Consider the following 26,302-nt stretch of genomic DNA (forward strand, 5'->3'; position numbering starts at 1 on the left):
CTTGCTGTCTACGCTGCCGTCAATTCGACCCCCAACAGACTGAGTGCGCGGCGCTGTATCGGCGTTGCGGTGGTCTGAACGGTAAGCATCTTCTGCCCTGCGAAGCAGACGGTGTTTCGGGCCAATGTTGCCAGATCGCCCAGCAGGGTGCGGAAGCTGTGCACCGGCTGGAGCTCGCCGCTAGCGTCCACCACGCGCTGCGTCGAGGCCTTGCGATAAGCCGCCTTGGAGACCTTGGCCTTGGCCACTGGCGACGTCCGCTCTGCTTCGGCCGACGCGCGGTCATGATCGTCGAACAACATCGGCGCCAGCGGCTGGCGCATATGCCACTCCAGGTAATACGCCAGCATGCACAGCAGGACATGCGCGCGTACCCGCGGCGCGGTCCAATGGAACACCGGCCGCAGGTCCAGATCGACGCTCTTGAGGCAGCGGAACGCGCGCTCTACCTGGGCCAAGGCTTTGTAGGCCCGCACGGTCCCGGCGGTATCGATCTGCTTGGCGGGGAGGTTGGTGCGCAGCACGTAAAAGCCATCGAACCTGGCTTCATCGGCGATCGCTTCGGCCTTGCGCGTGAAGTCAAATGCGGCGTCGGTGATGGTCAACGCGAAATGCTTGGCCATCTTGCGTTTGCCCAGGAGAGCGCCGACCGCGCGGCCGATGTCCCCAGCCCCGCGCAGAGGGTTCTTCGCGCGCGTCACCCGGGCCTGGATCTTGCTCAGGTCGGCCTCGGTCAGCGCCAGTAACGCGTCACGCTTGCGTTGGCGTTCCGCCGCCAGCAGCGGGTTCTGGCACATCACCAGCCGTTCGTCGGGATAATCCGGGCTGCTGATCTCAGCCATATCGCGGGTGTCGAACAGGGAGAATTGCAGCTGTCCGCCTTCCGCCAGTTGCCGGATCGCCGGGGCACGCAGCGCGGTGATCCAGTCTAGGCCGGCGGGGCGGAGGGCTTGTTCGATCCGTGCGGCGGTGAGCATGCCGCGGTCGCCGACCATCACCACGTGGCGCAGCCGCAAGCGCTGCTTCAGCTTGCTGATCTGCGCCGCGACGGTGGCCGGGTCGGCGGTGTTTCCCTCGAACACCTCGACCGCCACGGGGCAACCATCCGCGGCACACAGCAGGCCGATCACCAGTTGCGGCCGATCGCCACGGCTGTCGCGGCTGTAACCGTGGTGGGCCAGCGGACAGCAGCGGCCCTCGAGGTAGGTGGAGGTGACGTCGTAGAGCACCAGCGCGCCGTTCTTCAGATGGCGGCGGGCGAGTTGGTTTTCGATGAAGGCCTGCTCGCTGCCGAGCCAGTCGAGGGTGGTGTAGATTTCGCCGGCGGTAACGCAGCCAAGGCCGAGGCTTTCACCCAGCGAGTGGCTGGCGGTGGCGCTGTCGAGCATGCGCGCTGTCGCCAGCTTCGCCGCCGGGTCGAGCAGTCTGGCGACGATCAGCGCCAGCGCCAGGTCACGGCGGCGCGGCGGGGCGCGGCGCGGCAGCAGATCGTCGAGGCCGATGCGCCGTGCCACGCTCAGCGCCGCAAGCACGTGGCCATGCGGCAGCGAGCGGCGGATCTCGAAGCCGTTGTCACCAACCGGGGCGAGCGGGTCGCCACGCAGGGCAGCACGCAGAGTCTCGATGCGCTCGACCGGCAGCTTGGAGAGGTTGGCCAGCGTGCGGTTCTTGACCTTGCCGTCCTCGCGATAGGTTTGGCGCAGGAGGAAGGACGGTTTGGCGTTACGGTTTGGGACCTTGGCGATGTGCATGAGGCATGGAATCAAACCGGTTCGGCCTGTGTCAAGGAGAAATTCGCCAAATGCTTGACTACGTTCGTGGCACGTTTCCTTGGTAATCAACCGGATGGCTCAAAAACACAGCAAAGTTCGGCTTAAAGCTGGTGACGGGTTTCGCCTGGTTCAGTAAATTCATGGCAGTATGTTTCACGACCGCCATGTTGGCAGGGCCATGAGCGGTGCGCAGGCGCGCCAAATCGTCGTGGAATACCACATCCAGCACCCAGTGCAGCCGGTTCTCAATGCCCCAGTGGCTCCGCACGACCCTGGCGAGGGTCTCGGCACTGAGTTTGGTTGAGCACAGGTAGTATCGGGTTTCTGTCTGGATAACGCCGCCCCGCTCGGTTTCGCTTTCGATCATGCCGATGGCGGTCAGGCCAGGGAATGCAAATTCGCCCGGATGACGCCGCTCGGCGAACAGCCAGTTGATGTCGTGGCAGATCGTATGGCGGCGGGTTTCGATCCGGCCATGGTCGCCATCGACGGTCTCGAAGCTTTGCAGCGTCAGCGTTGGTGGTGGATCGGCAAAGACGGTTTCCACTTCGGCATAGGTCGCTGGCCAGTTCTCCTTCAAGGCCAGCACGTAATCGCCACCACCCTCGATGATCGTCTGGGCAATCTCCTTCTGCGTGCCCATGGCATCGATGGTCACCAACGCGCCGGCCAGTTCCAGACGACGCAGCAGCACAGGAATGGCGGTGATCTCATTGGATTTCGCCGACACCGCCTCTTGTCCAAGGACCAATCGCTGACGCGTCGCCCAGGCGGACACCGTATGCAGCGGCAGACGCCCTTTGCCGCGGGCATGGCTGCGACGCGAGGTCTTGCCATCGATCGCGATAATCTCGGGCGTGTCAGTCCGCAACCCGTCTACCCAGGTCAGGAAACATGTCTTGAACAGCTCAGGATCAATCGCCGCGATCACGTCGCACAATGTGTCGTGGCTCGGGATGCCGTGCTTGAACGGCAGAAAACGGCGGAGGAAGCCCTGGCGTTCGCTGCCCCACAGGCTGATTTCGACAAAGTCGTCCGCACCGGCGATGGTCCCGCAGAGCATCAGCAACAGGATTTCCGGTAGAGGATATAGCACCTTCGTCGCTTGGCGCGGGTCCCGGAGGGCCGCGAAGTGGGACAAGAAGCAGGGCTGGCTTGGCATGGACATAGAGACCTCCTGATGAGAGGCTTCCTATGAATCCGATTCTAGCCCGCACGGGAATCCCTCAACCACTCAAGCGATCGCCCTGTACCACGCCCCTGTCATGCTTCGCCGCCACGGGCGGTGACTGCTCTGGTTCATCATCCAGGTGCAGGGAAACACTGGCTGTCATCAGCTTCATACCACTTCAATCAGCGTCTCGCCGCGTTCAAGGGCGGAAAGGATATCTGGCAGCACCGTCTCGAACCATGTGAGCAGCGCCTATCGCCGCGTGTTCCGCAGCCTTATCCAGATGACGACCGGTCCATCCTCTATCAGGATCTTACGTTGGGCGAAGTCTTCGTCCTTCGTCAGGATCGCCGCGTGCGATTGAAGTGCAACATCCCAAATGGCCTTGTCGGACGCCGTGGCCATCTGCCGATCGGCGACATGCTCAGCTTCATGTCCTTTGGTCGTGAGCCATCGGGCGAGTGCCGACGGCAACTGCGTCCACAATGAACCGCATCAGGCCACACGTAGCACCGGATGATCGCTCTGGCGTGCCGCGTATTCGAGCGAGGCGGTGATGTCGCCGGCTTCGAGCAGAGGATAGTCGCTGAGTATTTCCTCTCGGGTTGCGCCGGCGGCCAGCAGGTCAAGCACGTCCTTGACGCGGATGCGCAGCGCGCGCAGGCAGGGCCGTCCGCCGCACTGGGCGGGATCGACGGTAATTCGATGGGTTTCGGTCATCCGTGGTCCCTGGACCTGAAGGCTTTGGCATCTCGTATGACGTAGCACAATTTCTGATTGGCAGGGGAGCTAATCATTGGCGCACGCTTGCGACTTCGCCGCGGCCAGATGACGCACCATCCGGTCAGGCGTGAGGCGCGGCATGAACGACGCGAGCATCGGCTCGATCTGAGCGAGGGGCCGGCGGCGCAATAGACTTGCGAGGGTAACAGTCGGTGGTGATGCGGCCTTGTTCTGCCAGGGGTGGAAGGCGTACGCTCAGCGGGTTCGCGCGATCTCATACCAGTCGGCTTGGCGCAAGGCAGGCGCTCTAAATTTGGTGCAGACGTCGCGTTCGCCGAGAGACGTTTTCCCTGTCCCGATCACAGTCCGCCGTAATCCAGGATCGAGTCGTGAAAATCCTTCATGGAAACCGCGACCCACACGTCTGTCCCGTCAGCGGTCGAGGGCTTAGATCATCCAGTACGGTTGAGGCAAACCGGGGGCACCAAAGCCCCCCGGCCTTCCGATCCAGCGCTACGAATGCATCAGCTCCAGCGCTTCCTCGTAAATCTCCATGTTCTTGCCAAAGGAAATTGCCGCGGCCTGGGCGCCGGAGACCAGGTGCATCCAGCGCCAGGGCTCGCGCGTCGCGTGGAACTCCTCGACGATCGACTGATGATGCTTGAAGGCGTGCATCTCAGTGAAACTGTCGTGGCAGACAATCGCCGCCAGACGGGTCATCAAGGTCTGCGCGTCATAGCCGAGGTCAACATATTGCTGCGCCAGGTTCACTGTGCCCTTGACTTCCGGCACCGCCCGCATCGAGCCCAGATTGCTGACCGTGGACCAGTCGGTCGGCGGCTGATTATAGATGCTCTGGGTGATCGCTTCCAGCAGGTCCGCCTGGGTGCGGAATGGAAGGGCGGCGACGGCTTCGGGATCGGGCTGCGGGACTGGCTGCATCCGATACTGGGTTGACTTGACCTCGGGCCCGGTATGCCAGAGCAGCAGGAGCAACAGCTTGTTCTTCAGGCTCAGGCCCTCGAGGCCGAGCAGGTAGCGCCGCAGGTTGGCGGTGGTGTGCAGGTGGACGTCCATCGGATTGCCGGTGAGGGAGCGCAGGAACAGGCCGGCGGCGCCGATGGACATGGCTTCGCCGGCGCCCTCCAGCGACAGTCCCTCCGCCAGCGCCTTGGCGGTCAGTATGGGAATGTCGTTGTAGTTGTCGCACCGTCCGATTGCCTCGCCCAACTGGCCGATTGCAGTGGTTTCATCGTCACCCGTTTTTTCGCGGGTGACGCAGGTCAGCAGCTTGTATTCTTCCAGCAGCGCCTCGGTTTCCGGGATGGCCCGAGCGGTCGGGAAGCGCGTCACATAGCGTACGGCGGGCCGCATCAAGGTCGGCAGCAGGTCCGGGCGGCCCATTGCCTCCAGGCCGCGGAAAGTATAGGCGGGAAAGATGAAGTAATGATCGTCCAGGCCGTTCTTGGGGATGGCGACGGTCAGCAGCAGATCGAGCGCCTCGACCGGCGGTACATTCTCCCACAGCCAGAGGAATAGATGGTCCGCCTTGTTGGTTTCACCGCGCTTGACCGCGGCGAAGAAGGCTTCCTTGTTGGCCTCCACCCCGCCAACATCCAGCGGTTCGAACGCCAGCAGGCTGTACGGCCCCATTGCCGGGTGATGAATATGCTTGTTGGACAGGGCAACGTGCTGCACGACGGGAAGAAAACTCTCCTCACCCTCCAGGCGCCCGACGATCCGCGATACCGCGTAAAGCCCGGCGAGGGGATGCAGCGGGCCGCCGTGGTGGCCTGGCGGCAGGTCGGAGGAGCGCGCCACCGCCAGCGCCGAGGCTGTCAGCATGGTCTGTGCCGATTGACCGGCCCGCAGCTTTTCCAGGGTAAGGTCGACGATCTCGGCCGGCGGCGTTTCCTCGATGAACTGGACCAGAGGTTCGATGGCTTCGGAATACTGCACACGTGTCGGCATGATGAACTCTCCTGTAGCGGTTAACGATTTATAAGCATGATCCGGACTGTTTCGCAGGTCGCGCCCGCGCCGTGACGCCTGCATTCATCAAGGAAATCGGCTTGAGAAACCGGACATGGAACGGTGCGTTTTCGAAAAGGCGCCAGCTCCCGAGGCAGTCGCTCAGTCGCCGCGCTCGTGCTCGCCATGCCTCTTGCCCGAACAGTCATTGCTCGCGTCAGGCTCCATTTGTTATAGGGCTACGCCAAGACAAGCAGAGATCGTGCGCGCAATCGGCGGCGCACGCAATGTCCGCAGGTGGCAAAACAGGCATATACGCCGCTACATGGCCAAGAATGACCGGGTCGGGCCAGAAAAGTGCGGATTCCAGCTCGAAACTGGCTTTGCCACGATCTTCGCGGGCGATGCTTTTGCCGTTGAGCCACAATAAAGCGCGATTGGTTTAGGTTGACCTACGGATCGCGCTTTACCTCATTGTTTGATCGCGTGATTCACGCCTTCTGACTGGATCAGCCTCAGGCGATCACGCGCTCGGCGCCTGCGCCCTCGCCTGATCCGCCGCCTGCATTTCTTTTCAGTGGCGATCTTTCAAGTATCGGTGGGGGGCGACGCGCATTATGGGCCATTGAATAACCACGCCGTCAGCTCCGAAAAGAGCTTGCTTCAGTCACGCTCGAAATACCAACACCCGCGCCGCGCCATGCGCCCGTTCCGCCAGCACGTTCTGCCCCGGCGTCCAGGTCTCCTCCCGTCCCATCTCCGCGACCACCAGCGCATTCAGGCCAACCCGCCCCGCCTGCCGCAACCGCTCCAACGCCTGGGGCACAAGCTCTTGCCCATAGGGCGGATCAAGAAAGATCAGCGTCGCCGCTTCTCCCGGACCCAAGCGCAGGACATCCCCTTCCACCTTGCATCGATCGCCCGCCCCACACGCCGCGATATTGTCACGCAGCGCTCGCAGGGCCGCCGGATCGGACTCGACAAAACATGCCCGCGCCGCGCCGCGCGACAGCGCCTCCAGCCCCAGTGCCCCGGTCCCGGCGAAGCCATCCAGCACAACCGCGCCCTCAACCGCCCCCCGGCCCGCCCAAGGGGCATGCATCAGCATATTGAACAGCGCCTGACGCACCCGATCCGCCGTCGGCCTCGTTGTCTGTCCCGCCGGCGCGACCAGTCCCCGGCCACGCCATGCCCCGGCGACAATCCGCATCCTACCGGCCGGCGCGCACCGGCGTCGGCGGCACGACATCCGTCGGCAGCTGCTGGCGCAGCACCCTGGGTGGCACTTCCTCGATGCCGCCCCGCTCCAGCGTGCCAAGCTGGAACGGCCCGTAAGCGATGCGGATCAGGCGTGACACCGACAGCCCCAGATGCGTCATCACCCGGCGAACCTCGCGGTTGCGCCCTTCCCGCAGGCTGACACTCAGCCAGGTGTTGTCGCCTGTCCTCGCGTCCACCGCTGCCTCGATTGGCCCATAGCGCACGCCCTCCACCGTCACGCCGCGCGCCAGGGACGCCAGAGCGGCCGGATCGGGCACACCGAACACCCGGACCCGGTAGCGGCGAACCCAGCCGGTCGTCGGCAGTTCCAGCCGGCGCGCCAACGCGCCATCATTGGTCAGCAGCAGCAGCCCCTCGCTGGTGATGTCCAGCCGCCCGACGCTGATCACCCGAGGCAACTGCTGCCGCAGCTTGTCGAACACGGTCATCCTGCCCTGCGGATCGCGATGCGTCGTCACCAGACCTTCCGGCTTGTGGTAGCGCCACATGCGAGTGCGCTCCGGCTTGTCCACGACGTGGCCGTTGACCTGCACGATATCGCCGACGGACACAAAGGTCGCCGGATGCGTCACGGTCCTGCCGTTCAGCCGCACCGCGCCGCCGGCCAGCATCTTCTCCGCGTCCCGCCGGCTGGCGACCCCGGCGCGGGAGAGGTACTTGGCGATCCGGTCGCCGCGAACCTGCTCCACATCGTCGCTCATGCCGCGCCGGCGCCGATGTCGAGACGGCAGAAGCCTTCGGTCCACTGGATCGCGTCAATCGCCGCGTAGACCAGGTCGTGCGCCGAAGCCAGGGTCGGGCCGGTGGCGCAGACCGTCAGCACGCGGCCGCCCGCCGCCAGAAGTGCGGCATCCGGACCGGCCGCCGCTCCGGCGCAGAAGATCTCGACGCCGGGCCGAGCCGCATGATCCAGTCCGCGGATCACGCTGCCTTGTTCGGGCGCATCCGGATAGCCACGCGCCGCCATGACGACCGCAATCGCCGCCGTATCGTGCCAGCGCAGATCGAAATTCCGCAATTCGCCCTCGCAGGCGGCCTGGAAGGCGGACAGCAGGTCGGATTTCAGCCGGAGCAGCAGCACCTGGCACTCAGGATCGCCGAAGCGGACGTTGAATTCGATCAGCTTGGCGCCGTCCTCGGCCAGCATCAGGCCGGCGTACAGGATACCCCGGAACGGCGTGCCGCGGCGGACCATCTCCTTCAGCGCCGGGCGGATGATCTGTTCCAGGCAGGCCTGTTCCAGAACCGGCGGAAAATTCGTCACCGGCGTAAAGGCGCCCATGCCGCCGGTGTTGGGACCGGTATCCCCGTCGCCGACGCGCTTGTAGTCGCGGGCCGATCCCAGCACCAGCGCATCCTCGCCATCACACAGGGCGAACAGGGAAACTTCCTCGCCCACCAGGCACTCCTCGATGACGACGGCGGCGCCGGACGCGCCGAAGACCTGCTGGTCCATCATCGCGTCGATGGCGGCCATCGCCTCGTCCTCGGTCGTGGCGACGACAACGCCCTTGCCGGCGGTGAGGCCGTCGGCTTTCACCACGATCGGCGCGCCGCGGCGGCGGATGAAAGCGCGGGCGGAAGCGGCATCCTCGAAGCGTTCCCACAGCGCAGTGGGAATCGAGACCGCGTCCGTGATACCTTTGGTGAAGCTCTTGCTGCCTTCCAGTTGGGCGGCGGCGGCGGTGGGACCGAAGCAGGCGATGCCGGCGGCTTCCATCGCATCGGTGATACCGGCGACAAGGGGGGCTTCGGGGCCTGGGATCACCAGATCGATCGCGTTGTCCTGGGCGAAGGCGACCAGCGCCACTATGTCCAGCGCGGCGATGTCCACGCAGGTCGCCACCGCCGCGATCCCGGGATTGCCGGGCGCGCACCAGAGTTTCTCCAGCAGCGGGCTGGCGGCGATGGACCAGCACAGGGCGTGCTCCCGCCCGCCGGAGCCGATGACCAGGACGTTCATGGGCATCTCCTGTCTTGAGGACGGCCAGGGCGCTGCCCTGGACCCGCAAAGGGGCGGATGCCCCTTTGATCCCCGCTAATTAGGGGTTTGGGGAAGAGGGGGCAACGCAGCGGTTTCAACCACCTCGGTTGCCCCCTCTTCCCCAAACCCCTTAATGGGTTCCAAGGGCATCCGCCCTTGGCGGGGTCGAGGGGCAGTGCCCCTCGCCTTCCTCAAACCAGGCGAGACCCATGGACGTCCCGATCTCCAACATGCCGGAATACACCGTGTCGGAAATCTCCGGCGCGGTGAAGCGCACTTTGGAAACGACCTTCGGTCGTATCCGCATCCGTGGCGAACTGACCGAGGTGAAGAAGTATCCCTCCGGCCACATCTACCTGTCGCTGAAGGACGAGGCTGCGAAACTGTCCGGCATCGTCTGGCGCAATGCCGTCCCCCGTTTGGGCATGGTGCCGGAGAACGGGGTGGAGGTGATCGCTACCGGCCGGATCTCCGCCTTCGCGGAGCGGTCGTCGTACCAGCTCATCATCGAACGGCTGGAATACGCCGGCGCCGGCGCCTTGCTCGCGCGGATCGAGATGATCCGCCAGCGCCTTACGGCCGAGGGCGTGTTCGATGCCGGCCGCAAGCAGAAGCTGCCCGGCCTGCCGCGGGTGATCGGCGTGGTCACCAGCGAGCGCGGGGCGGTCATCCAGGACATCCGCACCACCATCGCCCGCCGCTTCCCACGCACCATCCTGGTGTGGCCGGTGCCGGTGCAGGGTGAGGGCGCCGCCGGACGCATCGCCGCCGCCATTGCCGGTTTCGACGCCATGCCGACGGCCGGCGACCCGCCCCGCCCGGATGTGCTGATCGTGGCCCGCGGCGGCGGCAGCCTGGAGGACCTGATGGCGTTCAACGAGGAGATCGTCGTCCGCGCCGCCGCCGCCTGCCGAATACCGCTGATCTCCGCCGTCGGGCACGAAACCGACACCACGCTGATCGACTTCGTGTCGGACCGGCGCGCGCCAACGCCGACCGCGGCGGCGGAGATGGCGATCCCGGCGCGATCCGACCTGGTGGCCGACCTGGGCCACAAGGGATCCCGGCTGATCAGCGCGCTGAACCGCATGACGCAGGAGCAGCGGCTACGGCTGTCGCGGGTGGAACGCGGCCTGCCGGATCTGCCGGCGCTGCTGGGATCGGCACGCCAGCGGCTGGACGACCGGGCGGAGCGCGCGGTACTGGCGCTGCCGGCCCTGGTCGCGCGGCGGCGGATGCTACTGACCGCGACGGAACGCCGCCTGCCGGACCCGCACCGCCTGACCGCCGCGGCCGCCGGGATGCTGCGGGACCAAACGTTGCGGCTGTTCATGGCTGCCCCCGGGCTGGTGACGAGCCGCCGGTCCGGTCTGGACCTGATGTCGCATCGGCTGGTCACCGCCATGCATCGGACGGTCGCCGCCGCGCGCGGCAGGACGGAGCGGCTGACCGCCCGGGTCACGACGACGACGCTACGCTTCGCGGTTCGTGAAGCCCACGCCCACCTGTCGGGCCTGAGCGCTCGCCTGGAGTCGGCCTCGCCGCTGGCGATCTTGCAGCGCGGCTACGTGCTGGTCACCGACCCGGCCGGACTGCCGGTCATCAGCGCGGCCGCGGTCAAGCCGGGAGCGCGGTTGCGGCTGCGGTTCGGCGACGGTCAGGTGGACGCGGTGGCGCAGGGCGGCTCGAAGTCTCGGCCGCCGGCGGCGCAGGAACGTCTGGATCTATGATCCGATGATCCGCGGCATGATCGCATCGGCGCGGTCGAAGGCGGCGCGGATGCGGTCGAACCGCGCGGTGATGGCATCGCGTTCGCCGGTGTGGGTCAGGACGTAGAATTCATTGTCCTGGATGGCTTGCAGGACCCGCCGGCCCACCGTCTCCGGCGGCAGCGCGCCGGCCGCGAAGGCGGATTTCAGCGTCTCCTGCTGCGGCCGGCTGTAGCTGCCGCCGAAGCGGTCCGGGCGGGTCGCCGCCGAGTCGAAGATCGACGTCGTGACACCGCCCGGGCAAAGCACCGATACGCCGATGCCCGATCCGGCCAGTTCCTGCTCCAATGCTTCGGACAGCGCCAGCACGGCATACTTGGTCATGGCATAGGCGCCCTGGTCGCGACCTTCGCGGACAAACAGGCTGGACACCGAGCCGGTGTTGACGACGTGGCCGCCCTGGCCGTGCGCGCGGATCATCGGCACGAAGGTACGGATACCGTTGATGACGCCCATCATGTTGACGCCGATGACCCAGTTCCATTCCTGCAGCGTCACCTGCTCGACCGGCGTGCCGTGCATCGCCACGCCGGCATTGTTCACCGCGATATGCAGCGCGCCAAAGCTGTCCAGCGCGACCCGGCCGGCGGCCTCGACGGACGGCGGGTCCGACACATCGACGACGGCGGTGACCGCGCGGGCACCCATCGATGCGATCTGCGCACGGGCGGCTTCCAGCGGTTCGGGCCGCAGATCGGCCAGCACGAGGTTCGCGCCGGCCGACGCCAGTGCCTTGGCTATGCCCAGGCCAATGCCGGATGCGGCACCCGTCACGGTGGCGGTTTTCCCTGCTATGTCGCGCATCTGCATTCCTCCCCAGCGCGGACTTCGCGCCGCTCTCTGGTCCGGACAAACTTTGGCCCGTTTGACATCAAGAAGGCCAATCCATTGCGCACGGTTGAGGATTGCCGAGCCTTCGCCTGTTCGTCATGGCCAGGATAATGACAGTCACTCTGCGGCCATTTCCTTGAACACCTCGATCGCGGTCAGCAGCGACTCCCGCACCAAGGGCGCACCGATATATCCAGCCAGATGCAGCAGGGCTTCCGACAGTTCGTCCTCGGTCCAGCCCTGGTTGCGGGCAAAGCGTAGATGCACCTTCAGTTCAGGATCCCGACCCTGTGCGACGTCCGAGATCACGCAGATCAGCGCGCGCGTCTTCAGGGCCAGCCCGGGCCGCGTCCACAGCGTGCCGAACACTGCTTCCTGTGTGTAGGCGGCGAACTTCTCCATGATCGGATGGTTATAGATGCCCTTGTCCAGCTTGTCCGCATAGGCCTCCCCCATCAGCTTGCGCCGCATTGCCTGACCTTGCGCGCGTCTATCATTGGCCATGGTTGTCTCCCCCGTGCGTTGCCAGGATCAGTGTCCGACAACGGCGGCGGTTTGGCTAGGCCGGCTTAGGCCGACAGTGCAGCGTGAAGCGGTGTCACTCCTGGTTTGATCGCATGCTTCACGCGCTTTGAACGTTCCGCTCAGCGCGATCATGCTAGGCCGAGTGGAGAGCACCTTGATGTTCGATAAAGCGGGCGATGTCGGCGACGCCCTTGCCGGCGCGGATGTTGGCAAAGACGAAGGGCCGGTCGGCGCGCATCTTCCTCGCGTCACGGTCCATCACCTCCAGGCTGGCGCCGACATAGGGCGCTAGGTCGATCTTGTTGATGACCAGCAGGTCGCTGCGGATGATGCCTGGACCACCCTTGCGCGGAATCTTGTCGCCGGCGGAAACGTCAATGACGTAGATCGTCAGATCAGCCAGTTCCGGACTGAACGTCGCGGCAAGATTGTCGCCGCCCGATTCAATCAGGATCAGGTCGAGGTCGGGAAACCGGCGGCGCAGGTCGGCCACGCCCGCCAGATTGATGGAGGCGTCCTCACGGATCGCGGTATGGGGGCAGCCGCCGGTTTCGATGCCCATGATCCGCTCCACCGGCAAGGACCCGGCGCGCGTCAGGAACTCGGCATCTTCCCTGGTGTAGATGTCGTTGGTGATGGCGGCAATGTCGTAGCGATGTCGGAAATGCTTGCACAGGGCGTCCATCAGCGCGGTCTTGCCGGTACCGACGGGGCCGCCGATGCCGACGCGAAGTGGACCATGCGGAGATCTGGTCATGAACGGAACAACCTTGTGTACTGGGTTTCGTGCCGCATCGCGGCGAGGTCGGAGCGAAAGGCGCAGCCGCCGAGATCGTCCAGCGTCGCGTGACAGGTTTCACCTGCAACAGAAACGATGACAGGCTCCAGCGCCGCCAGCACCCGCAGGCCGGTGGTCTGGCCCAGCGGCACCAGCCGGACAGCGGCGGAGATCAGGTTGGCGGCGAAAGCCTGTATGTAGGCGACGGCGGTATCCGCTTCAGGGATGTCGTGGGCGCCTGCCGCCGCGCCGACGGCGACCGCATAAGGCAAGTGCTCGGGCAGCGGACGGCTGGTCCAGGGCGCGACGGCCAGCAGGAAGGCGCGGCCCTGGTTCAGCGCTTCATCCCGGCGTTCGCGGGCGGGCGTCGCGGCCATCGCCAGGTTGGCGATCGCACGCAGAACAAGGGCGTCGCAGGCGTTTCGATGGGCGTGCCGCAGCAGGATCGTGTCGGACCGCCCGGCGCCGTGCGCCAGGACATCTGTCAGCCAGTCAAGCAGCGTGTCACCGCCGTTGATGTCGCCCGACTCAACCGCCCATTCCAGTCCATGCGAGTAGGCGAAGGCGCCGGTTGGGAACGCCGGCGACAACCAAGCAAGCAAATGCAGCAGCGGCGTGCGGTCAGTGATGGTCGTCATCGTCGTGATGATGATGGCTGGCGGCAACATAGGCGCCGGCTTCCGGGTCGAACGGAGCCCGCACTTCATCCACGTAACCGCCAAGCCCCGCCACCATGTCCCGGATGACGTGATCAGCGCGGATGCGGATGCGGCCGCCCAGCAGTTGCACCGGCAGGTGACGGTTGCCGAGGTGCCAGGCGATGCGGATCAGCGCGCCCTCGTCGTGCGCATGGATTTCCATCAACGGCTCGGCCTGGGCGCGGACGCATATGATGCCGCCTTCCACGGCCAGGCCATCGCCGTCCCTCAGTCGCACGGCTCGCGGCAGATCGATCAGCACCTCGGCAGCGGAGACCGTCGTCAGAACAATACGACGACGGAAGCGCCGATCGTAGTCGATCAGCACCTGATCGATTTCGCGTGCCGTGTCCCAGCTTCCGGCGGGAAGGATGTCAGTGGCGCGCATCAGAACAGGAAATACCGCTGCGCCATCGGCAGGACAATGGCGGGTTCGCAGCTCAGCAGCACGCCATCGGCGCGGACCTCATACGTCTCGGCGTCGACCTCGATCAGCGGCGTTGCGTCGTTGTTGATCATCGACGCCTTGCCGATGCCGCCGCGGGTGTTGCTCACGGCCGCGAGCCGGCGCTGCAAGCCCAATGCCTTGTTAAGATCAGCCTCGATTGCGGCAGCCGATACGAATGTCACACAGCTCGCCCCCAGCGCTCGCCCGAACGCGCCGAACATCGGCCGGTAGTGCACCGGCTGCGGCGTCGGGATCGAGGCGTTCGGGTCGCCCATCGGCGCGCAGGCGATCATGCCGCCCTTGATCACCAGGTCGGGTTTGACGCCAAAGAACGCCGGCGACCACAGCACCAGGTCGGCAAGTTTGCCTATCGCGACCGAACCGACTTCATCAGCGAACCCTTGGGCAATGGCGGGATTGATCGTGTACTTCGCAATGTAACGCTTTACCCGCGCGTTGTCGTTACGATCACTGTCGCCGGGCAGCGAGCCGCGCTGCGTCTTCATCTTGTGCGCGGTCTGCCAGGTGCGAATGATGACCTCGCCGACCCGCCCCATCGCCTGGCTGTCGGAGGACATCATGGATAGCGCGCCCAGGTCGTGCAGGATGTCCTCGGCCGCGATTGTTTCTTTTCGGATACGACTCTCCGCGAACGCGACATCCTCCGGGATCGCGCTATCCAGATGATGACAGACCATCAGCATGTCCAGATGCTCGTCCAACGTGTTGGCGGTGTAGGGACGCGTCGGATTGGTGGAACTGGGCAATACGTTCGCCAGCCCGGCGACCTTGATGATGTCGGGTGCATGGCCACCGCCGGCGCCCTCGGTATGGAAGGCGTGGATGGTGCGACCCTTGAAGGCAGCGATGGTGTCCTCGACAAAGCCAGACTCGTTTAGCGTGTCGGTATGGATCATCACCTGAACATCGAAACGATCCGCCACCGACAGGCAGGTGTCGATCGCCGCCGGCGTGGTGCCCCAGTCCTCGTGCAGTTTCAGGCAGGACGCGCCGGCGCGGATCATTTCCTCCAGCGCCTGCGGCTGAGAGGCGTTGCCCTTGCCGGCGAAGGCCAGGTTCACCGGCAACCCTTCCGCCGCTTGCAGCATGCGCGCCAGGTGCCATGGGCCGGGCGTACAGGTGGTTGCGGCGGTGCCGGTGGCCGGGCCGGTGCCGCCGCCGACCAAGGTCGTCATGCCGGCGGCGACCGCATCATCCACCTGCTGTGGACAAATGAAATGGATGTGCGAATCAATGCCGCCGGCGGTGAGGATCTTTCCTTCACCGGCGATGACCTCGGTGCCCGGTCCGATGATGATGTCGACCGCCGGCTGGATGTCGGGATTGCCCGCCTTGCCGATCCCGGCAATGCGGCCGTTGACGATGGCGACATCGGCCTTGACGATGCCCCAATGGTCGATAATCAGCGCGTTGGTGATCACGGTATCGACGGCACCCTGCGCCTGCGATGCCTGGGACTGACCCATACCGTCGCGGATGACCTTGCCGCCGCCGAATTTCACTTCCTCTCCGTACACCGTGAAGTCCTTCTCGACCTGCACGATCAGATCGGTATCAGCCAGGCGCACGCGGTCGCCCGTGGTGGGACCGAACATGTCGGCATAGGCGGCGCGGGTGATGCGAGCCATCAGGGTAACGCTCCCATGACAGCGCCGCGAAAGCCATGGACGTGGCGGGAGCCGCGGTATGGCACCAGCGTGACCTCTCGGCTTTGACCTGGTTCGAAACGTATCGCCGTGCCGGCGGCGATGTCGAGACGCCGGCCGTTGGCGGCGGCGCGGTCGAAAGACAGCGCGGGATTGGTTTCCGCGAAGTGGTAGTGGCTGCCGACCTGGATCGGCCGGTCGCCGGTGTTGGCCACCGCCAGCATGGTGCGCGACAGGCCGGCGTTCAGTTCAATGTCGCCAGGTTCGGGCAGCAGTTCACCGGGAATCATGAAGCGGTCCTTTGCGCGCGGCGGGCTGGCGATGTGAAGCAGGCTACCATGTGCCATTTGTCAGGAATGGTCACCTTCGAGAAAGACGGGCTGAGGAAATCATCGCTATAAATCGCAGGTTCGCAACTTCATTCAGCCTGTGCGACGACTTGTGCTGCTGCTGCAGGGGATCAACGTTATCTTTGACAACCGCGACACGCCCTTTCCGTGGCTGAGCAAGTTTTGGAACACCGCCCCTACTGGCGACCCTCGACGACTGGTGATTTTCTTGTGATCTGGCACCGTATGGCCGTCACTCACTCCGTCGTGTCAGCCGGTCCGGCTGGTTTGCTGACGGGACATTCTGCTAGTCGTCATCCAACGTTGTGCAGACGGGGATATGGAATGTCTATCATCATCTGGCTCATACTCGGGCTCATCGCGGGCTTCATCGCCAGCAAGATCGTCAACAAGAGCGGCGAGGGACCCCTGCTGGACATCGTCCTTGGCATTGTCGGCGCCGTGGTGGGCGGTTTCCTGTTCTCACTTGTTGGAGCAGCGCCGGTCACCGGCCTCAACATCTACAGCATTATCGTCGCGGTCATCGGTGCGATCGTTGTCCTGGCGATCTATCACGCGATTACCGGTCGCCGAGCGGTCCACTAACCACTTGTGACCGTTGGAACGAACCGGCAATAAGGGATCATTGAGATGGGACTTTTGGATCAGGTGCTCGGAAGCCTCATGGGAGGTGCTGGCGGCGCGTCACCCCTGCAGGGGGTATTGATGAACATGCTTGGCGGCGGCAACCCGCAGGCCGGCACAGGCATGGCCGGCCAGGGCGGGGGCATGGCCGGCGGACTTGGGGGCTTGATCTCAGGTTTTGAACAGGCAGGGCTTGGTCATATCGCTCAGTCCTGGGTGGGGAACGGCCCGAACCAGGCCGTCTCGCCGCAGCAATTGCAGAGCGTCCTCGGCGATAACCAAGTGCAGAACATGGCAAGCCAGTCGGGCATGGCGCCGCAGGACTTTCTATCGCAGCTCAGCCAGCACTTGCCGCGCGCGGTCGATGGCATGACGCCGAATGGACAGCTTCCGGATGAGGGAACCATGTCCGTCTGACGCGACTGGCAAGCGGCACTGACATCACTCTCCCAACAAAAGGCGACCTGGGGTGGGATACGATCGGCTGCTTATCGTATGAACCCGGCACTGCGCCATCGAGCACCACCGACGACAAACGCAGCAGCCGGCCTGTGAACAGCAGAGGTCGCCGCAAGTGGATTTAGCTTGGTCCGGTGCCGGCATTGGCTTGCTGGCATCCGCCCTGCCCGACGGCAAGGTTCTGGTATCCCGGCATTTGGACTATCCTGTTGTACTCTAGACACAATGATGAAGAATCGCTTGTTTCCCGCATGTTTTTTGTCCCGTCGTCCTATCTTGGGATAGAACAAGCACTCGTGCAGGATTAGGAACTGAATGATGAAGCTAAGAAATGTCTTGGTTGCCACCACGATGATCGGGGCGCCACTGAGCGTGCACGCTCAGGCGGTCAACCCACCGCCGGTCACCGGGCTCTACATAAGCCTCGGCGCTGGCGGCAACTACCTGCAAGACGAGCATCTGATCGGGCGCGGCGGCAACACATCGGACGCCGCCTTTCGGTCCCGCATCGGACCTGTTGTCGTGGGCGCCGTCGGCTATGGTCTTGGCAATGGGATCCGGCTGGAATTCGAAGGCGACTATCGCCAAAACCGTTTTTCCGAGGGGCGGAATTTTGGCTACCCGGCCGCGGCCGGTGGCAACGAGATCAAGTACGGCCCGATGTTCAACGTGCTGTACGACCTGACAGGCCTTATTCCATTTCCTTACGCAGCGCCGTATGCTGGCGTGGGCGTTGGTTGGCAATGGGGGCAGTTCAACTCCGTACACTCCTACAGCTCAGCTCGGTATCCGCTGACCAATTCGGATGATACGCGTGGCGCCCTTGCCTATCAGGCGATCATTGGCGCGGTCATTCCGTTCCAATTCCTGCCGAATCTGGCAACGACGATCGAATATCGCTTTCTCGGCTTGGCGGACAGGAACTATGACACCGCCGCGACCATCGCTCCGGGCGTCGTCGTCGATGGCAAGCAAAAGTTTGGCAACGACTTCAATCATTCCTTGCTGATTGGCTTGCGCTACAACTTTGGTGCGCCGCCCGTGGCCCCGCCCTCGGCGCCCTCGCCGGTCGCCGCTCCGGCACCCGCTGCCGCCCGCTCCTACCTTGTGTTTTTTGACTGGGACAAGGCTGCGTTGACCGACCGCGCGCGTGCGATCGTCAAGGAGGCCGCGGATAATTCCACCCGCGTGCAGTACACCCGGATCGAGGTGAATGGCTATACCGATACATCGGGCACGCCGAAATACAATGAGGGCCTGTCGCTGCGGCGTGGCCGAACCGTGGCTGCCGAACTGGTGCGCGACGGCGTGCCGCAAAGCGCCATCAACATTCAAGGGTTTGGTGAAACCCACCTGCTGGTGTCCACCGGCCCTGGCGTACGTGAGCCGCAGAACAGGCGCGTGGAGATCATCATTCGCTGATCGCGGACAGTGGCAGGTATCCCGACGGTCATGGCGTCGGGATACGCCTCTGCCGCTCAAATACCGGCAGGTGACGATGGTGCTGGGTGAACCGACAGCAAACGACGCTGATGCTTGCGTCCTGGGTCAGAAGTCCACCACAAGTGGGCAAACCCCTGATCCAGGCCACAAGCTTTTTGTTTCAGCGGCCTGCTTATCCCCTACGTCCGTCACAAGATGCGACGAACTTCAGGGGCAGGACACCAGGAAGTCTTTAATGATCCGTTCTGCGTTGCTCGGCTTGATGTCCCTGGTTATCTCCGTCGGGCCAGCACTGGCGCAACAGGCATCCAGTCCGCCAAATCCGTCCCCGGCGGCGACATCATCGGTGCCGTCAGGCGTTCCGACAAGCCCCGATCTGACGGTGGCGACAGTGAAGCTGCAGGGCGGTCTGCGCATCAGCAAGCTGATCGGTTCAGCGGTCTACAATGATCAAAACGAAAAGGTCGGCACCGTGGACGACCTGATCATGAAGGATGGCAATCAAATTGTCATGGCTGTTGTCTCGGTTGGGGGTTTTCTTGGCATAGGGAACAAGCTCGTCGCTGTGCCGTATGATCAGATTCATCTTGAAACGGATAATAACGGGACGAAGGTGGCTATGCCGGGCGCGAGCAAGGATGCGCTGAATGCGATGCCGACATTCACGTACGGCGGGTGACAGCATTCCTGTAGCGAAAGGTGGCGGCGGGGAATCTGGTAACAGGTGAAACCTGCGGGATGAGGCCGCCATCTGCGTCTACAGCTGTTGTCTTTCGAGATCATCAGGCACAGAGTTTCATCAGGTGTCCCGCATCGCCCGTGGGAACGGCCTATGGCGACCGTGACACGCGGCCGGCGTTCGTCGGCAGATCATAACTTGCATAGTCGGGTCGTGACGCGACGGATGTATTCACACTCAGGAACAGACGAGTTGCGTCTTCATCGTATCGGCTGGTGCACGGTGACCAGCTTCGTCCCATCTGGAAACGTCGCCTCCACCTGCACATCGTGGATCATCTCGGAAATTCCTGGCATGACCTGATCCCGCGTCAGCACCTTCGCCCCCGCCTGCATCAGATCCGCGACGGTGCGGCCGTCACGCGCCCCTTCGATCACGAAGTCGGTGATCAGCGCCACCGCCTCCGGGTGGTTCAGCTTCACGCCGCGCTCCAGCCGCCGCCTTGCCACCATCGCGGCCATGCTGATCAGCAGCTTGTCTTTCTCGCGCGGCGTCAGGTTCATGCGTGACTTCCTTCGGCGTGGCTTCCTTCAGGCGATCAACATAACCATACGCGCGGCAACGGGCGAGACTCCCGCAGCACGTCCAGCACACCGATCAGGGTGCGCCGGACGCGGGCGCTGTCGGCACCCAGGATGCGCGCGATCAACATGCCGTCCCAGGCGCTCGCCGCCGCCTCGAGGCAACCCAGCGACGCCCGGACGGCATCCAGCCGCCGTTCAGCGTCCGGCGCCGCGTACACCAGGGTAGCAAGCACATGCGCGGCCTTGCCTATCGCGGGCCGCCGCATCCGCGCTGCCAGATCGCCATCCATCCGGACCGCGTCATGCAGCAGCAGATCGTCGCCGCGCCGCACCTGGATCAGATCGCGCAGGCGGCCGAGCCGGACCGTTTCTCCCATGGCCGCTCTGCCGAACACCAGGGTTTCCACGCCCAGAAAGGACGCATCCGGGGCAAGATCGATCTCCAGCCGCCGTTCCAGCGCGCTGTGGTTGAACAGGATCGTCTCCTGCGGCAGCCATTCCAGTGCCGCCGCCTCGCTCACAGCCAATCGGGTTAGAACCTGCGACGGCGCATCCCTCGGCAGCGTCCGATAGAACCGCTCCGCCGCCTGCGCCGCGACGGTCGCGCGGGCGCCGACGCCGATCTGGAACGCCAGATCTAGCCGATCACCGCCGGCGATCCCGCCGCCGGTGTTCAGCGTGACGACATCCATCCAGCCAGGCACGAGCCGCCGGGGAAATCGCGCCTTTAGGCAGCCTGCCTGCCGCAGTTCATCCAGCACAGTCTCCGAACCGAGCCGCTTGACGCCAACCCGAAGTTCCCCGATGGCGCGCTGCAGCCGAACCGGATCAGACAGAGAGGCGCCGTCGCACATCAGCCTCGTCGAGGTCCTCCCGCCGGCCGGACAGCACCACGTCGCCACGATCCATCACCACCATCGTCTGAGCCAGTTCCTGGGCGAATTCGAAATATTGTTCCACCAGCACGATGGCCATTGTTCCCCTCGCCCGCAGCAGCGCGATCACCCGCCCAATATCCTTGATGATGTTCGGCTGGATCCCCTCGGTCGGTTCATCCAGCACAATCAGCCGCGGCTTCATCACCAGCGCGCGGGCAATCGACAACTGCTGCTGCTGGCCGCCGGACAGGTCGCCGCCGCGCCGGCGCAGCATGGTTTTCAGTATGGGGAACAGATCGAATATTTCATCCGGCACCTTTCGTTCCGCGCGCGGCAGCACGGCGAACCCGGTCTCCAGGTTCTCCCGCACCGTCAGCAGCGGAAATATGTCACGCCCCTGCGGCACCCAGGCGATGCCCCGGCGCGCCCGCTCATACAGCGGCAGCCGCGAGATATCGTCGCCGTCCCAGCGGATCGTGCCGGACGCGATCGGATGCGCGCCGACGATCGCCCGCAGCAACGAAGTCTTGCCAACCCCGTTGCGGCCCAGCACGCAGGTCACCGCGCCAGCCTCGGCCGTGATCGAGACCTGGCGCAGCGCGATCGCCGCGCCATAGTACAGATTGACCTTGTCGACCTGCAGCATCAGCGTCCCAGATACACTTCGATGACCTTCGGGTCCTTGCTGACATGGTCGATCGAGCCTTCCGACAGCACCGAGCCTTCGTGCAGCACCGTCACCTTCACATCCAGCGCGCGGACGAAAGCCATGTCGTGCTCCACCACCACCACGCTGCGGGTCTTGTTGATCTCCCGCAGCAACGCTGCGGTCTGCTCGGTTTCAGCATCGGTCATGCCGGCCACCGGCTCGTCGACCAGCAGAAGCCGTGGCTCCTGCGCCAGCAGCATGCCGATCTCCAGCCATTGCTTCTGGCCATGCGACAGATCGGCGGCCCGCCGGTGGCGTTGGTCGGTCAGCCGGGTGGTTTGCAGAATGGCCTCGATCCGCGCCTTCTCCTGACTGGTCTGCCTGGCGAACAGGCTGAAGCGGGGTCCGCGGTCACCGGCCAGCGCCAGCAGCAGGTTGTCCCACACCGATAGCGGCTCGAACACTGTCGGCTTCTGGAACTTGCGGCCGATGCCCAACGCGGCGATCGAGGGTTCGTCCAGCCTGGTCAGGTCGGTCGCTGCCGAGAACACGACCTTTCCCCTGTCAGGACGGGTCTTGCCGGTGATCACGTCCATCATGGTGGTCTTGCCGGCGCCGTTCGGGCCGATCACCGCGCGCATCTCGCCGGCGTTCAGGACAAGGGACAAGGCGTTCAGGGCGCGGAAGCCATCGAACGTGACGGTGACGCCATCCAGATACAGCAGCGTCTCCGCCTCGCTCATCCAGTGACCTCCTGCGCCGCGGCGGCGGCCGGCGTTTCGGCTTCCGCCTGCTTGCGGATCCGTCTGTCGAACAGGCCCATCACGCCGCGCGGCAGGAACAGGGTGACGAAGATGAACATGGCACCCAAAGCGTAGAGCCAAACTTCCGGAAACGCGCCGGTAAACCAGGTCTTGCCGAAATTCACCAGCAGCGCCCCGAGGATGGCGCCGACCAGGGTACCGCGCCCACCGACGGCGACCCAGATGACCGCCTCGATCGAGTTGCCCGGCGCGAATTCGCTGGGGTTGATGATGCCGACCTGCGGCACGTACAGCGCGCCGCCGATGCCGGCCATGATGGCCGACAGCACCCATACCACCAGCTTGTAGGACTCCGGCCGGTAGCCCAGGAACCGCGTGCGGCTTTCGGTGTCGCGCACCGCGACCAGGATCTTGCCGAAGCGTGAATCGACCACGAAGCGGGCCAGCAGGAACTGGCCGCAGAGGAACAGCGCGGTGATGACGACCAGAGCAGCCCGGGTGGAATCAGCCTGCACGTTGAAACCCAGAATGTCCTTGAAGTCGGTCATCCCATTGTTGCCGCCAAACCCCATGTCGTTGCGGAAGAACGCCAGCAGCAGCGCGTAGGTCAATGCCTGAGTGATGATCGACAGGTAGACGCCGGTGACGCGGGATCGGAACGCCAGCCAGCCGAAGACCCCTGCCAGCACGGCGGGCACCAGCACCGCCATCAGCATGGCGAAGCCGAACCAGTCGAAGCCGTACCAATACCACGGCAATTCCTTCCACCCCAGGAACACCATGAAGTCCGGCAGCATGGCGTTGCCATAGACCCCGCGCGTGCCGATCTGGCGCATCAGGTACATGCCCATCGCATAGCCGCCCAGCGCGAAGAACGCCGCATGACCCAGCGACAGGATGCCCGCGAAGCCCCACACCAGGTCCACCGCCAGCGCCAGCATCGCGAAGCACAGGTACTTTCCCACCAGCGCCAGCACATAGGTCGGCACGTGCGCCGCCGCTGCCGGACCGGTCATCTGGTTCAATACGGCCAGCAGCATGGCGCCGCCCAGGACCAGCAGGATCGTAATATAAAAACTGGGGCCGAGGTTCATGCCTCCACCGCTCGGCCCTTGAGCGGGAACATGCCGCGCGGATTACGCTGCACGAACAGGATCAGCAGCACCAGCACGACGATCTTGCCCAGCACCGCGCCGGCGATCGGCTCCAGGAACTTGTTGACGATGCCCAGGGTGAGTGCGCCCACGGTGGTGCCCCACAAATTGCCCACGCCGCCGAACACCACGACCATGAAGCTGTCGATGATGTAGCCCTGCCCGAGGTTCGGCGAGACGTTGTCGATCTGCGACAGCGCCACGCCGGCGATGCCGGCGACGCCCGATCCCAGCCCGAAGGTCAGCGCGTCGATCCACGGCGTGCGGATGCCCATCGCCGCCGCCATGCGCCGGTTCTGCGTCACCGCCCGCATCCGCAGACCCAGCGGCGTGAAGCGCAGCGCCGCCATCAGCGCCGCCATGACAGCGATCGCGAATAGGATGATATACGTCCGGTTCCAGGTCAGCGTCAGGCCGCCCACCTGCGTCGCACCGCTCATCCAGCCTGGCGTGTCCACGTCACGGTTGTTGGCGCCGAAGATCGACCGTACCACCTGCTGCAGCACCAGTGACAGGCCCCAGGTGGCCAGCAGCGTTTCCAGCGGACGGCCGTACAGCCAGCGGATCAGGCTGCGCTCGACCAATACGCCCACCAGACCGGTGAACAGGAAGGCGATGGGCACCGCGATCGGCAGGGACAGGGCATATAGCGATGGCAACCAGGCGTGCATCACCTGCTGGACGACGAAGGTGGCGTACGCGCCGAGCATCACCATCTCGCCGTGCGCCATGTTGATGACGCCCATGACGCCGAAGGTGATGGCAAGTCCCGCCGCGGCGAGCAGCAGGACCGATCCCAGACTGATGCCGTAGAACACGCTCTGCGCGATGCTCCACATCCACAGCACGCGATCGATGGAGACGATCGCCGCATGCGCTGCCGCACCGACCGGCCCGGACTGCGTCGACAGGGCAGTCAGCTGGCCGCGCGCGTCCTGGTCGCCCCGCCCCCGCAGCGCGGCAACCGCGGCCAGACGATCGGTCTGGCTGGCGTCGTCGGACGACACGACAGCCGCCGCCCACGCCTGCCGCATGCGAGTCTTCACCGATGGATCGGTCTCCCTCGCCAGGGCACGGTTCAATGCCGGCAGCGCCGCCGGGTCATGCGAGTTGAAAACTGCCTCCGCCGCGCCCAGGCGCACCGCCGGGTTGGCGTCGAACAACCGGAGACTGCCCAACGCCGCATCAATGGCGCTGCGTATACCGTTGTTCAGGCGCACCGGTTTAACGCCATACCCGGCATCCGCCACCGGTTGGCCCGTCGCGGCGCTGGTGAACGATCCATTGACCTTGATCAGCACGCGGTGATCCGGGGTGTAGAACAGTTGTCCGCCTTGCAGCGCGGAGATGATGGTCGCGGCCCGCTTGTTGCCGGACAGCGCCAAGTCCTCGACGCCCTGGCGCACCGTGTCGAAACTGCCGGATGCGAAGGCCGCCAGCGGCTGGTCGTCCGACTGCGGCATACCGGGCTGCGAAACGACGGGCTGAGCCATGATGGGCCGAGCCATGACGGGCAGGCACAGCAGCGAAACCATCAGCAGCATAACGCTTCGCACGATCATGGTCCCGAAAAAGAACAGGGGGCGGCCGGGAGGAAAACGGCCGCCCCCTTTCTGGCAATCAGGCGGTCAAGCCTTCTTGCCGGCGGTGCACGTGCCGGTTTTCACGTTGAACGCACCGCATCGCATGGGCGCCCGCCAGTCGCCGATCAGATCCTTGGTGTCGGCGACATAGGGCGACCATTCCTGCGCCACCATCAGGCCAGGCGTCTGCGAGACGATGTTGAACTGCCCATCGTCCTGGATTTCGCCGATCAGAACCGGCTTGGTGATGTGGTGGTTCGGCATCAGGGTGGAGTATCCGCCGGACAGGTTCGGCACGGACACGCCGATCAGCGCGTCGATCACCGCATCCGGCGCCGTCGTGCCGGCCTTCTCGACACCCTTCACCCACTGGTTGAAGCCGATGTAGTGCGCCTCCATCGGGTCGTTGGTGGTGCGCTTGGGGTTCTTGGTGAACGTCTTCCAAGTCTTGATGAACGCCTGGTTCTCCGGCGTGTCGACACTTTCGAAGTAGTTCCAGGCCGCGAGGTGACCGAGCAGCGGCTTGGTGTCGATGCCGGCCAGTTCTTCCTCACCCACGCTGAACGCGACCACGGGAATATCGGTCGCCTTGACGCCCTGGTTGCCGAGTTCCTTGTAGAACGGAACGTTCGCGTCGCCGTTGATGGTGGAGACGACGGCGGTCTTCTTGCCGGCGGAGCCAAACTTCTTGATCGAGGACACGATGTTCTGCCAGTCGGAATGACCGAACGGCGTGTAGTTGATCATGATGTCGTCCGCGGCGACGCCCTTGGACTTCAGGTAGGCTTCCAGGATCTGGTTCGTGGTGCGCGGGTAGACATAGTCGGTGCCGGCCAGGACCCAGCGCTTTACCTTGTTTTCGGTCCACAGGTAGTCAACCGCCGGGATCGCCTGCTGGTTCGGCGCCGCACCGGTGTAGAACACGTTGCGGCTGCATTCCTGGCCTTCGTACTGCACGGGATAGAACAGGATGCCGTTCAGTTCCTCGAACACCGGCAGCACCGACTTGCGCGACACCGAGGTCCAGCAGCCGAACACCGCCGCCACCTTGTCGACCGAGATAAGCTGACGGGCCTTTTCCGCGAACAGCGGCCAGTTGGATGCTGGATCGACGACCACGGGCTCCAGCTTCTTGCCCAGCAATCCGCCCTTGGCATTCTGCTGGTCGATCAGCATCAGCATGACGTCCTTCAGCGTGGTCTCGCTGATTGCCATGGTGCCGGACAGGGAGTGCAGGATCCCGACCTTGATGGTGCCGCCGGTGGCCTGGGCGGCGGCGGGCGAGGTGGCGGCGTTGACCGCACCGACAGCGGCGATGGTCGCCGCGGCAGCGCCAAGCCGGCCTAGACCCCGTCTGGATAGAGTTGGTTCAACCGGTGACATCGCGTGCCTGTTCCCCCGTGCCTGTTGTCGTTCAAGTTTCCCCGCCTCAAGGAGACAAGCATTGGAAGTGCAATCGATGTGCCAATGAGCGAAGCCGCGGAACTGGGCGAATCGGCGACGATAGGCATGTCCGT

26 protein-coding genes and 1 pseudogene are annotated in these 26,302 nt (G+C 64.5%); 5 read left to right on the forward strand and 22 right to left on the reverse strand.

All coding sequences use genetic code 11. The features are described from left to right. Nucleotides 1-8: 8 nt before the first annotated feature. The 8 genes and pseudogenes from ACQY4S_RS05480 to purD all read right to left on the reverse strand — a co-directional run bounded on the left by ACQY4S_RS05480 (nucleotide 9) and on the right by purD (nucleotide 8,881). Nucleotides 9-1,751: an IS1634 family transposase gene (locus ACQY4S_RS05480; protein ID WP_428484180.1), complete on the reverse strand. Its 1,743-nt coding sequence runs from the start codon at nucleotides 1,749-1,751 to the stop codon at nucleotides 9-11. Nucleotides 1,752-1,893: 142 nt separating this feature from the next. Then, nucleotides 1,894-2,940: pseudogene (locus ACQY4S_RS05485) on the reverse strand (ISAs1 family transposase); the annotation flags it as partial. Between the two features lie 255 nt (nucleotides 2,941-3,195). Next, nucleotides 3,196-3,429 carry a DUF5615 family PIN-like protein gene (locus ACQY4S_RS05490; protein ID WP_428484181.1) on the reverse strand — a complete coding sequence of 78 codons (234 nt, stop codon included), beginning with the start codon at nucleotides 3,427-3,429 and terminating at the stop codon, nucleotides 3,196-3,198. Between the two features lie 9 nt (nucleotides 3,430-3,438). Then, complete coding sequence (locus ACQY4S_RS05495) at nucleotides 3,439-3,663, reverse strand: DUF433 domain-containing protein (protein ID WP_428484182.1); 225 nt, start codon at nucleotides 3,661-3,663, stop codon at nucleotides 3,439-3,441. 516 nt (nucleotides 3,664-4,179) lie between these two features. After that, nucleotides 4,180-5,637 (reverse strand): hypothetical protein, encoded by a 1,458-nt coding sequence (locus tag ACQY4S_RS05500; RefSeq protein WP_428484183.1) that lies wholly within the window; start codon nucleotides 5,635-5,637, stop codon nucleotides 4,180-4,182. A 667-nt stretch (nucleotides 5,638-6,304) separates the two neighbouring features. Beyond that, nucleotides 6,305-6,847 (reverse strand): 16S rRNA (guanine(966)-N(2))-methyltransferase RsmD, encoded by a 543-nt coding sequence (rsmD, locus tag ACQY4S_RS05505; protein ID WP_428484184.1) that lies wholly within the window; start codon nucleotides 6,845-6,847, stop codon nucleotides 6,305-6,307. Between the two features lies 1 nt (nucleotide 6,848). Beyond that, a complete protein-coding gene (locus tag ACQY4S_RS05510) occupies nucleotides 6,849-7,619 on the reverse strand; it encodes a pseudouridine synthase (RefSeq protein WP_428484185.1) in 771 nt (256 codons plus the stop codon). Next, the gene (gene purD, locus ACQY4S_RS05515; RefSeq protein WP_428484186.1) at nucleotides 7,616-8,881 is read right to left on the reverse strand and encodes a phosphoribosylamine--glycine ligase; all 1,266 of its coding nucleotides are present in this window, start codon (nucleotides 8,879-8,881) and stop codon (nucleotides 7,616-7,618) included. Before purD ends, ACQY4S_RS05510 begins: the two co-directional genes overlap by 4 nt. A 230-nt stretch (nucleotides 8,882-9,111) precedes the next feature. On the opposite strand from purD, the gene xseA reads away from it, so the two are divergent. Further along, on the forward strand, nucleotides 9,112-10,632 hold the full coding sequence (xseA, locus tag ACQY4S_RS05520; RefSeq protein ID WP_428484187.1) for an exodeoxyribonuclease VII large subunit: 1,521 nt from the start codon (nucleotides 9,112-9,114) through the stop codon (nucleotides 10,630-10,632). Here xseA and ACQY4S_RS05525 read toward each other — a convergent pair. The 7 genes from ACQY4S_RS05525 to ACQY4S_RS05555 form a co-directional block, all read right to left on the reverse strand. Next, entirely contained in the window at nucleotides 10,627-11,475 is an 849-nt protein-coding gene (locus ACQY4S_RS05525) for an SDR family NAD(P)-dependent oxidoreductase (RefSeq protein WP_428484188.1), read from the reverse strand. The two genes, xseA and ACQY4S_RS05525, sit on opposite strands and share 6 nt — an antisense overlap. Before the next feature lie 144 nt (nucleotides 11,476-11,619). Further along, nucleotides 11,620-12,006, reverse strand: a complete 387-nt coding sequence (locus tag ACQY4S_RS05530) for a carboxymuconolactone decarboxylase family protein (protein ID WP_428484189.1) — start codon at nucleotides 12,004-12,006, stop codon at nucleotides 11,620-11,622. Nucleotides 12,007-12,160: 154 nt separating this feature from the next. Continuing rightward, complete coding sequence (gene ureG / locus ACQY4S_RS05535) at nucleotides 12,161-12,784, reverse strand: urease accessory protein UreG (RefSeq protein WP_428484190.1); 624 nt, start codon at nucleotides 12,782-12,784, stop codon at nucleotides 12,161-12,163. Then, nucleotides 12,781-13,443 (reverse strand): urease accessory protein UreF, encoded by a 663-nt coding sequence (locus tag ACQY4S_RS05540; protein WP_428484191.1) that lies wholly within the window; start codon nucleotides 13,441-13,443, stop codon nucleotides 12,781-12,783. The genes ureG and ACQY4S_RS05540 overlap by 4 nt, the downstream gene beginning before the upstream one ends. Beyond that, nucleotides 13,427-13,891 (reverse strand): urease accessory protein UreE, encoded by a 465-nt coding sequence (locus tag ACQY4S_RS05545; RefSeq protein ID WP_428484192.1) that lies wholly within the window; start codon nucleotides 13,889-13,891, stop codon nucleotides 13,427-13,429. The genes ACQY4S_RS05540 and ACQY4S_RS05545 overlap by 17 nt, the downstream gene beginning before the upstream one ends. After that, on the reverse strand, nucleotides 13,891-15,600 hold the full coding sequence (gene ureC, locus ACQY4S_RS05550) for an urease subunit alpha (protein WP_428484193.1): 1,710 nt from the start codon (nucleotides 15,598-15,600) through the stop codon (nucleotides 13,891-13,893). Before ureC ends, ACQY4S_RS05545 begins: the two co-directional genes overlap by 1 nt. Then, nucleotides 15,600-15,908 (reverse strand): urease subunit beta, encoded by a 309-nt coding sequence (locus ACQY4S_RS05555; protein WP_428484194.1) that lies wholly within the window; start codon nucleotides 15,906-15,908, stop codon nucleotides 15,600-15,602. Before ACQY4S_RS05555 ends, ureC begins: the two co-directional genes overlap by 1 nt. Before the next feature lie 384 nt (nucleotides 15,909-16,292). Here ACQY4S_RS05555 and ACQY4S_RS05560 point away from each other — a divergent pair, with 384 nt between their 5' ends. The 4 genes from ACQY4S_RS05560 (at nucleotide 16,293) to ACQY4S_RS05575 (ending at nucleotide 19,173) form a co-directional block, all read left to right on the forward strand. Next, entirely contained in the window at nucleotides 16,293-16,553 is a 261-nt protein-coding gene (locus ACQY4S_RS05560) for a GlsB/YeaQ/YmgE family stress response membrane protein (protein WP_428484195.1), read from the forward strand. 63 nt (nucleotides 16,554-16,616) lie between these two features. Beyond that, complete coding sequence (locus tag ACQY4S_RS05565; RefSeq protein ID WP_428484638.1) at nucleotides 16,617-17,009, forward strand: YidB family protein; 393 nt, start codon at nucleotides 16,617-16,619, stop codon at nucleotides 17,007-17,009. A 357-nt stretch (nucleotides 17,010-17,366) separates the two neighbouring features. Beyond that, on the forward strand, nucleotides 17,367-18,473 hold the full coding sequence (locus ACQY4S_RS05570) for an OmpA family protein (RefSeq protein WP_428484196.1): 1,107 nt from the start codon (nucleotides 17,367-17,369) through the stop codon (nucleotides 18,471-18,473). A 256-nt stretch (nucleotides 18,474-18,729) separates the two neighbouring features. Continuing rightward, complete coding sequence (locus tag ACQY4S_RS05575) at nucleotides 18,730-19,173, forward strand: PRC-barrel domain-containing protein (protein WP_428484197.1); 444 nt, start codon at nucleotides 18,730-18,732, stop codon at nucleotides 19,171-19,173. A 260-nt stretch (nucleotides 19,174-19,433) separates the two neighbouring features. Here ACQY4S_RS05575 and ACQY4S_RS05580 read toward each other — a convergent pair whose 3' ends face one another. The 7 genes from ACQY4S_RS05580 to urtA form a co-directional block, all read right to left on the reverse strand. Next, on the reverse strand, nucleotides 19,434-19,736 hold the full coding sequence (locus ACQY4S_RS05580; protein WP_428484198.1) for an urease subunit gamma: 303 nt from the start codon (nucleotides 19,734-19,736) through the stop codon (nucleotides 19,434-19,436). Nucleotides 19,737-19,771: 35 nt separating this feature from the next. Next, complete coding sequence (locus ACQY4S_RS05585; RefSeq protein ID WP_428484199.1) at nucleotides 19,772-20,611, reverse strand: urease accessory protein UreD; 840 nt, start codon at nucleotides 20,609-20,611, stop codon at nucleotides 19,772-19,774. Further along, the gene (urtE, locus tag ACQY4S_RS05590; RefSeq protein ID WP_428484200.1) at nucleotides 20,586-21,281 is read right to left on the reverse strand and encodes an urea ABC transporter ATP-binding subunit UrtE; all 696 of its coding nucleotides are present in this window, start codon (nucleotides 21,279-21,281) and stop codon (nucleotides 20,586-20,588) included. Before urtE ends, ACQY4S_RS05585 begins: the two co-directional genes overlap by 26 nt. Further along, the gene (gene urtD, locus ACQY4S_RS05595; protein ID WP_428484201.1) at nucleotides 21,281-22,027 is read right to left on the reverse strand and encodes an urea ABC transporter ATP-binding protein UrtD; all 747 of its coding nucleotides are present in this window, start codon (nucleotides 22,025-22,027) and stop codon (nucleotides 21,281-21,283) included. The genes urtE and urtD overlap by 1 nt, the downstream gene beginning before the upstream one ends. Then, nucleotides 22,024-23,142 carry an urea ABC transporter permease subunit UrtC gene (gene urtC, locus ACQY4S_RS05600; protein ID WP_428484202.1) on the reverse strand — a complete coding sequence of 373 codons (1,119 nt, stop codon included), beginning with the start codon at nucleotides 23,140-23,142 and terminating at the stop codon, nucleotides 22,024-22,026. Before urtC ends, urtD begins: the two co-directional genes overlap by 4 nt. Next, nucleotides 23,139-24,758 carry an urea ABC transporter permease subunit UrtB gene (gene urtB, locus ACQY4S_RS05605; RefSeq protein WP_428484203.1) on the reverse strand — a complete coding sequence of 540 codons (1,620 nt, stop codon included), beginning with the start codon at nucleotides 24,756-24,758 and terminating at the stop codon, nucleotides 23,139-23,141. Before urtB ends, urtC begins: the two co-directional genes overlap by 4 nt. Nucleotides 24,759-24,830: 72 nt before the next feature. Next, the gene (gene urtA, locus ACQY4S_RS05610; RefSeq protein ID WP_428484204.1) at nucleotides 24,831-26,168 is read right to left on the reverse strand and encodes an urea ABC transporter substrate-binding protein; all 1,338 of its coding nucleotides are present in this window, start codon (nucleotides 26,166-26,168) and stop codon (nucleotides 24,831-24,833) included. Nucleotides 26,169-26,302: the final 134 nt, after the last annotated feature.

This window comes from Rhodopila sp., assembly GCF_965276935.1.
Taxonomy (GTDB): domain Bacteria; phylum Pseudomonadota; class Alphaproteobacteria; order Acetobacterales; family Acetobacteraceae; genus Rhodopila.

Excerpts from the sequence above, each read along its gene's own strand:
- urtE (WP_428484200.1), bottom strand. The coding sequence starts at position 21,281 with ATGCTGCAGGTCGACAAGGTCAATCTGTACTATGGCGCGGCGATCGCG.
- ACQY4S_RS05580 (WP_428484198.1), bottom strand. The coding sequence starts at position 19,736 with ATGAACCTGACGCCGCGCGAGAAAGACAAGCTGCTGATCAGCATGGCC.
- ACQY4S_RS05570 (WP_428484196.1), top strand. The coding sequence starts at position 17,367 with ATGATGAAGCTAAGAAATGTCTTGGTTGCCACCACGATGATCGGGGCG.
- ACQY4S_RS05545 (WP_428484192.1), bottom strand. The coding sequence starts at position 13,891 with ATGCGCGCCACTGACATCCTTCCCGCCGGAAGCTGGGACACGGCACGC.
- ACQY4S_RS05510 (WP_428484185.1), bottom strand. The coding sequence starts at position 7,619 with ATGAGCGACGATGTGGAGCAGGTTCGCGGCGACCGGATCGCCAAGTAC.
- ACQY4S_RS05585 (WP_428484199.1), bottom strand. The coding sequence starts at position 20,611 with ATGTGCGACGGCGCCTCTCTGTCTGATCCGGTTCGGCTGCAGCGCGCC.
- ACQY4S_RS05555 (WP_428484194.1), bottom strand. The coding sequence starts at position 15,908 with ATGATTCCCGGTGAACTGCTGCCCGAACCTGGCGACATTGAACTGAAC.
- ACQY4S_RS05500 (WP_428484183.1), bottom strand. The coding sequence starts at position 5,637 with ATGCCGACACGTGTGCAGTATTCCGAAGCCATCGAACCTCTGGTCCAG.
- urtA (WP_428484204.1), bottom strand. The coding sequence starts at position 26,168 with ATGTCACCGGTTGAACCAACTCTATCCAGACGGGGTCTAGGCCGGCTT.
- purD (WP_428484186.1), bottom strand. The coding sequence starts at position 8,881 with ATGAACGTCCTGGTCATCGGCTCCGGCGGGCGGGAGCACGCCCTGTGC.
- xseA (WP_428484187.1), top strand. The coding sequence starts at position 9,112 with ATGGACGTCCCGATCTCCAACATGCCGGAATACACCGTGTCGGAAATC.
- ureG (WP_428484190.1), bottom strand. The coding sequence starts at position 12,784 with ATGACCAGATCTCCGCATGGTCCACTTCGCGTCGGCATCGGCGGCCCC.
- ACQY4S_RS05540 (WP_428484191.1), bottom strand. The coding sequence starts at position 13,443 with ATGACGACCATCACTGACCGCACGCCGCTGCTGCATTTGCTTGCTTGG.
- ACQY4S_RS05575 (WP_428484197.1), top strand. The coding sequence starts at position 18,730 with ATGATCCGTTCTGCGTTGCTCGGCTTGATGTCCCTGGTTATCTCCGTC.
- urtC (WP_428484202.1), bottom strand. The coding sequence starts at position 23,142 with ATGAACCTCGGCCCCAGTTTTTATATTACGATCCTGCTGGTCCTGGGC.
- ACQY4S_RS05480 (WP_428484180.1), bottom strand. The coding sequence starts at position 1,751 with ATGCACATCGCCAAGGTCCCAAACCGTAACGCCAAACCGTCCTTCCTC.
- rsmD (WP_428484184.1), bottom strand. The coding sequence starts at position 6,847 with ATGCGGATTGTCGCCGGGGCATGGCGTGGCCGGGGACTGGTCGCGCCG.
- ACQY4S_RS05525 (WP_428484188.1), bottom strand. The coding sequence starts at position 11,475 with ATGCGCGACATAGCAGGGAAAACCGCCACCGTGACGGGTGCCGCATCC.
- ACQY4S_RS05560 (WP_428484195.1), top strand. The coding sequence starts at position 16,293 with ATGTCTATCATCATCTGGCTCATACTCGGGCTCATCGCGGGCTTCATC.
- urtD (WP_428484201.1), bottom strand. The coding sequence starts at position 22,027 with ATGAGCGAGGCGGAGACGCTGCTGTATCTGGATGGCGTCACCGTCACG.
- ureC (WP_428484193.1), bottom strand. The coding sequence starts at position 15,600 with ATGGCTCGCATCACCCGCGCCGCCTATGCCGACATGTTCGGTCCCACC.
- ACQY4S_RS05530 (WP_428484189.1), bottom strand. The coding sequence starts at position 12,006 with ATGGCCAATGATAGACGCGCGCAAGGTCAGGCAATGCGGCGCAAGCTG.
- ACQY4S_RS05495 (WP_428484182.1), bottom strand. The coding sequence starts at position 3,663 with ATGACCGAAACCCATCGAATTACCGTCGATCCCGCCCAGTGCGGCGGA.